The organism is Dendronalium phyllosphericum CENA369, assembly GCF_016056275.1.
GTDB classification, from domain to species: domain Bacteria; phylum Cyanobacteriota; class Cyanobacteriia; order Cyanobacteriales; family Nostocaceae; genus Dendronalium; species Dendronalium phyllosphericum.
In genome coordinates, this window is the sequence record NZ_JAECZA010000140.1 from 1 (window position 1) to 6,292 (window position 6,292).

Consider the following 6,292-nt stretch of genomic DNA (forward strand, 5'->3'; position numbering starts at 1 on the left):
ACACCCTACCCCCTACCCCCTACACCCAGCATCAACGAGGGTTTTAAGACTTCCCGTGAAAAGTCAGGGCAGCAACTGGCGTAAAAGTGTCCGTCGCGCAGAGGACACACAGAGGGAGAAAAAACAATATGGCTAGATTTGTTGTTCGTTGGCTGCGCTATTGGTTGGTTGTAGGGTTGAGCTGTTTTTTATTGGTTAGTTGCAGTGTAAATTCCAATGCGGGGAAAACTTTGCGAATTGCAACCGAACCGGCTTTTCCACCGTTTGAGTTTCAAGGCAAAGGCGGTGAGTTACAGGGTTTTTCTTACGATTTGATGAATGCGATCGCTACTGCTGCTAACTTTAAAGCCGATTTTCAAAGTATACCTTTTGATGGCATTATCCCGGCGGTACAAGCCAAAACGGTAGATGCGGCAATTAGTTCGATTACAATTACGGCAGAACGGGCGAAAACAGTTTCTTTTTCGCGTCCTTATTTTAAGGCGGGGTTGGCGATCGCAATCCGTGCAGACAATCAAGATATTACTGGATTAGATAGTCTCAAAAATAAAAAAATTGCGGTGCAAATTGGTACAACTGGTGCAGCCAAGGCTAAGACTATCCCAGGAGTACAAATTCGTAGCTTTGATTCTGCACCTTTAGCCCTGCAAGAATTAGTTAATGGTAATGTGGATGCGGTAATTAACGATGCGCCTGTAACTGTATATGCAATTAATACAGGCAATCTCAAGGGGATTAAAGTAGTGCAGCAATTACTAACAGAGGAGTTTTATGGTATCGCTACAGCTAAAAACTCTCCCAATTTGGCATTAATCAACAATGGTTTGGATAGGGTGCTAAAAAATGGCACTTACTCCCAAATTTACCAAAAATGGTTTAAAACTAATCCTCCAAAATTACCAGAGCGATCGCCATTTGCAAACCAGACTGGCGCTGGTGTCTCAGGAATATTTACATCAATTGGCGTGATTTTGCAGTCTTTCCCAACTCTCTTACAGGGTGCATTAGTCACGTTACAATTGACAATTCTTTCTGTAGTGCTGGGTTTGATTGGGGGTTCCTTAATTGGAATTGTCCGCCTTTCTCGGATTAGAGTTGTGCGTTGGGTAGCGAGGGCGTATGTGGATTTTTTCCGAGGAACGCCTTTGCTAGTACAAATTTTTATGATTTACTTTGGATTACCTGCGATCGCTCAACAACTTGGTTTTAGTTTTAACTTAGATCGCTTGATAGCTGCGGTAGTTGCCTTGAGTTTGAATAGCGCTGCATATATTGCCGAAGTCGTTCGCGCTGGGATTCAATCTATTGAAGTGGGACAAACGGAAGCTGCACAGTCGCTAGGTTTAAATCCCGTGCAAACTATGCGCTTCGTAATTTTTCCCCAAGCTATCCGACGAATGATCCCACCGTTGGGAAATGAGTTTATCAGTTTATTGAAAGATACAAGCTTAGTTGCAGTTATCGGATTTGAAGAATTGTTTCGCAAAGGACAGCTAATAGTTGCTAATAACTATCGCGCTTTTGAAATTTATGCGGCTGTTGCTTTAGTTTATTTATGTTTGACGCTGCTTTCTTCACAAGCATTTAGCCGCTTGGAAGTGTGGATGAATCCAGTTAAACGATAGAAGAAATACAATCGGGAGTTAAGATAGGTAATATGTAGGGAATTGGAATTGAGTTATAAATCATTGAGCAAAAATATATGACAATTCTCAACGCTAATAATTTATCCCTAGAAGAAGTTCATCGTCTGTTTGGCTTTCGAGAACAGTACAGTGATTCATTTTCTAACTACTTATCTCTAGAACCTCTTCTGGAAGTCGAACAACAAGAACTTCTGCAAATTAGAAATGACTTTCGACGCTACCTGACAAAAGGCAAAGTTTCTGAAGGGCAGGTAAAGTTTCTTGCAGTTGCTCCTTTACTTAGATTAGCTGGTTTTTATCGCTATCCTATCGAGATTGTTTTAGAGGAGAATATTGCTGATATTAAGGTTGAAGATGAAGATATCACAATTAAAGGTAGATTTGATATTTTAGCTGTTAGTAATGCTAAACATACAAAACTTCAAACATATTTTTGGGTACTGTTAATTGAATCTAAAAATAGTCAGATAGATATATCAACAGGTTTACCACAGCTACTCACTTATGCTTATAAAAATTTAGGTAATCAAAAATCAGTTTGGGGATTAACGACTAATGGTAGAAGTTATCAGTTTGTCTACCTCGAACAAGGAAATCCTCCTATTTATTACTTGTTGCCAGAATTAAATTTAATGGAAACAGAGCGTTCAAGTCAGTTGCTACAAGTTTTAAAAGCAATTTGTCAAATGTAGCAGGTAACAGACTTGAAAATCGTAGCCATCTCCAAACGTTCGGGCATCTTCTAAAAAACCATCTTTAATTCCTCGATACTTTGATAGTTTTTTATAAAAAAATGACAAAGATGATTTATAAAAAGTACCGTCGTCTATTAATCCTCATTTTTTCAGCTTTATTAGGACTGTTATCTAGTTTCACTATCCCAGCTTGGTCGAATTCCCTCAGTTTACATACCAATGCTGCTACAAGTCCTCTGGCACTAGCGAAGGAAGGTCAACAACGCTACAATGCCGGAGACTTAGAAGCCGCAGTCAAGTTATGGCAATCAGCTGCCGAAGCTTATCAAAAAGTAGGCGATCGCGAGGGGATGACTAAAAGCCTAATCGACAAATCCCAGGCTTTGCAAGATTTAGGACTCTATCCCAAAGCTTGCAATACTTTACTCCAAGCTTTTGCCATCAAAAACCCCGACTGTAGTCAAACCCAAATCGACCAACTCTACAAAACCCTCGCTCAACAGCGCGATTCTCTTAGCCTGACTCAAGCTATTGGCTTGCACAGCCTCGGTGATGTCCTACGCCGACAAGGATTATTGCCAAAGTCTGAAGAAGTCTTGCAATTAAGTTTATTATCAATTGCCCAATCGCCACAAAAAAGTGCTGTACTACTCAGTTTAGGCAACACCGAACGCACCCAAGGCAACCAAATCCGCGATCGCTGGGATTATGAAGAAGTGACGGACATTATCGATCGCAAATCTGTATCTGATGCTTTAGCACCCTACCAAGAAGCTATCAACCACTATATCGCAGCCGCAAAAGTGACATCAGCGCCAGCAATTACCAAAATTCAGGCACAACTCAATCACTTTCAACTATTACTAGAAACTCAAAAATGGTGGGATGACCAAACCAACCGCCGCATCACTTCTTGGTCGAGATTTGGTGAATCTAAATTAATCCAAAGAGCAAAAGATTTTGTCTCTCAGTTGAAGTCGCAATTAAACCAAGATGTCCAAGCATTGCAAAATCAAATTACACCTAATTTGACCGCTCTTACTCCCAGCCGCGCCGCCATCTACGCCCAGATTAACTATGCGGAATCTTTAATGCAAAGCGGACAAATCAACAATGTTGAACCTTTATTAAAGAATGCCCTGCAACAAGCGCGTACTCTCCAGGATGGACGAGCCGAAACCTACGTTATAGGTTATCTGGGCAAACTTTACTCTCAGCAAGGGCAATTAAGTCAGGCAACCAAACTGACTCGGCAAGCATTGCTGTTAGCGCAAGAACAAAATATCAATGGTGATGCTAGGGAAATTACTTATCTTTGGCAATCTCAGTTAGGAAGTTTACTACGAAAACAAGGAGATCCCAAAGGAGCGATCGCAGCTTACACCGCCGCCTTCAATACTCTTCAATCTCTGCGTAGCGATTTAAATGCTAACAATCAAGATGTCCAGTTTGACTTTCTCCAAGAAGTTAAACCTGTTTATCTAGAATTAGTGGATTTGCTGTTGAAATCAAATCTTAGCGATGAGGAATTAAATTCTCTGATCGTGTCAAATCCTAGCATTAATCGGGAAAAAGCCGAGGCGAAAAAACTACCTAAAAACCGTTTAGAGTTAGCCCGCAGGGTGATAGAGTCTCTACAACTAGCAGAACTAGATAACTTTTTTCAAGACCCCTGTTCGGAAACAGCAGATGTCGCCGTACAAATTGATAGTATTGACTCGCATACAGCTGTTATCTATCCCATAGTTTTGCCAGATCGCTTAGAAATAATCCTTTCCTCTCCCGGAAAACCTTTGCAGGAAGCAATAATTCCCATTAGCGAGCAAGATATCAATCAGACTTTAGATCGGCTTTACGATTATTTAGACAACGTTACTATCAATAACTCTGCCCGAAATATTCTATCCACTTCTAATCCCGATCCGAGAGAATTACAAGAAAATTTGCAAACGCTTTTACCAACCTTTGAACGAATTTATAGCTGGTTGATTAAACCTTTTGAGGCTCAGTTAGATAGCAATCAAATCAATAATTTAGTGTTTGTATTAAATGGGAGATTGCAGAGAGTGCCAATAGCTGCACTCTACAATGGTCAAAATTATTTGATTGAAAAATATAGTGTGGCGCTGGTTCCTAGTTTGCAACTAATCGATCCTCAACGATTGGAAAGAAAACAACTTAAGGTTTTAGCAGCTGGAGTGAGCGAGCAAATTCAAGTACAAGGAGAATTTTTTGCCGCACTAGTTAATGTGCCGGAAGAATTAGACCAAATTAAACAAACTTTTCCTGCTTCCCAAAAACTACTCAATCAACAATTTACTGCAAAAACTATTGAAAAACAGTTGAAATCAAATTTTCCTGTTGTCCACTTAGCAACTCATGGGCTATTTAGTTCTAATCCCCAGAAGAATTTTATTGTTACAGGGGATGGTAAAAGTATCAGTATTAATGAGTTAAGTACTTTATTAAGAGAACCAGGTACAACAGTAGAACTACTAGTACTGAGTGCCTGTGAAACCGCAACAGGTGATGAAAGGGCTGTCTTAGGCTTGGCAGGAATGGCTGTGCGATCGGGGGCGCGTAGTACTCTTGCTACTCTTTGGCCTGTAGGAGATGCTTCTACTGCCAAATTTATGGGTGAATTCTACCAAAATCTGAAAAAGCCAGAAGCAAAACAAGTAGATGCCCTCAGAAACTCTCAACTATCGCTCTTAGAATCTCTGAAGGCAAATCCACCTTTTCCGGAGTTGAAGAATTTACCGCCACATCCTTATTATTGGTCATCCTATGTTTTGGTAGGAAATTGGCAATAGGCAGAAGATACAGCAGAATTAAGAATTTAGGAGTCAGAATTGGCAAGTAATACCAATTCTCCAAAAGAAGGCAACAGATAATGACGCGGGGACACGGAGACGGAGAGACGCGGAGATTTATGTGTAGCCAGATTTTAGAGAAAGGGTATAAAACTAATACCAATTTGAAAAAAGAATGCGACAGATACCAACCCAGAAACCTATATAAAGTCTGGCTTTCTTAATTACGAATTACGAATTGGTATAACTTTATGCTTGGCTTTGTTTGTTTTGCCCTTCCCGCAGCTGCGCCTCCTTGAAGACTCACGTTAATTTACCACTTGACTACCATGACTGCGGGGATCGTCTTGAGTATTTGTTGGTGCAACTGGCGCAGAGAATTTTGAGACTTGTCCGCTAGCTTGGGCGTAGGGTAGAGATGAACCAGCAACCAAAGCTTCTAAGTTGTTTGCCATGATGATGCGCGGTTGATCGCCGATCGCTTGCGCTATGGTTTCTCCATTCTTCGCCAAAAATACAAAATGAGGAATGCCATCGACTCGATATTTCAACATCTCTGGCAACCATTTAGTATTATCTACATTCAGCATGACAAAATTCACTTTGTCAGCGTATTGCTTTTCTAGTTGGGCCATATCAGGAGCCATTTTCTGGCAGACAGTACACCAGTCAGCATAAAATTCCACTATTGATGGTTTGCCATTAGCGATCGCGACTTCTAAAGGTGTAGATGCCTCATCTAACTGAGTCAGGGAAGCTGAAGTTGTCTCAGTTCGCAGTCCCACAACTAAAGCAACGCTAAGAGCGATCGCTACCATAGCAATTAAGAAATTTCTCACACGCGTCCCAACCTTGGATTCAGGCTTGTCAGCAGAATTAACTGGCGAATCTTTAGTCATCACAAATTTATTAAAACTTATTAAGCAATCTTCTTTTCTATATAACCATTGTGCCTGGAAATCAGTAAACCGCTGCAAAGAAGGCAGGAGGTAGAAGTCACGAAGAGGGTGTAGGGGGTAGGGAAGACGGCATTGGTCGGGGCGAGGATGCGCCACCAATGCCATCGTCTTGACTCATACCGGGCTTGTACCCAGGAGGTTGATTTCTTCCCCCCACACCCCACACCCTACACCCTGTC

Annotated in this window: 4 protein-coding genes; 3 read left to right on the forward strand and 1 reads right to left on the reverse strand. The window is 41.2% G+C overall.

Annotated elements, in window-relative coordinates; genetic code table 11:
* Positions 1–128 precede the first annotated feature (128 nt).
* The 3 genes from I8752_RS20875 (at position 129) to I8752_RS20885 (ending at position 5,154) form a co-directional block, all read left to right on the forward strand.
* Entirely contained in the window at positions 129–1,625 is a 1,497-nt protein-coding gene (locus I8752_RS20875) for an ABC transporter permease subunit (RefSeq protein ID WP_214434206.1), read from the forward strand.
* A 77-nt stretch (positions 1,626–1,702) separates the two neighbouring features.
* Positions 1,703–2,338, forward strand: a complete 636-nt coding sequence (locus I8752_RS20880; RefSeq protein ID WP_214434207.1) for a restriction endonuclease subunit R — start codon at positions 1,703–1,705, stop codon at positions 2,336–2,338.
* Positions 2,339–2,439: 101 nt separating this feature from the next.
* Positions 2,440–5,154: a CHAT domain-containing protein gene (locus tag I8752_RS20885; RefSeq protein ID WP_225895802.1), complete on the forward strand. Its 2,715-nt coding sequence runs from the start codon at positions 2,440–2,442 to the stop codon at positions 5,152–5,154.
* A gap of 308 nt (positions 5,155–5,462) precedes the next feature.
* Here the strand turns inward: I8752_RS20885 and I8752_RS20890 are convergent, their stop codons facing one another.
* Positions 5,463–6,053, reverse strand: coding sequence for a thioredoxin family protein (locus tag I8752_RS20890; RefSeq protein ID WP_214434208.1), 591 nt, complete (start codon positions 6,051–6,053; stop codon positions 5,463–5,465).
* Between the last annotated feature and the right edge of the window lie 239 nt (positions 6,054–6,292).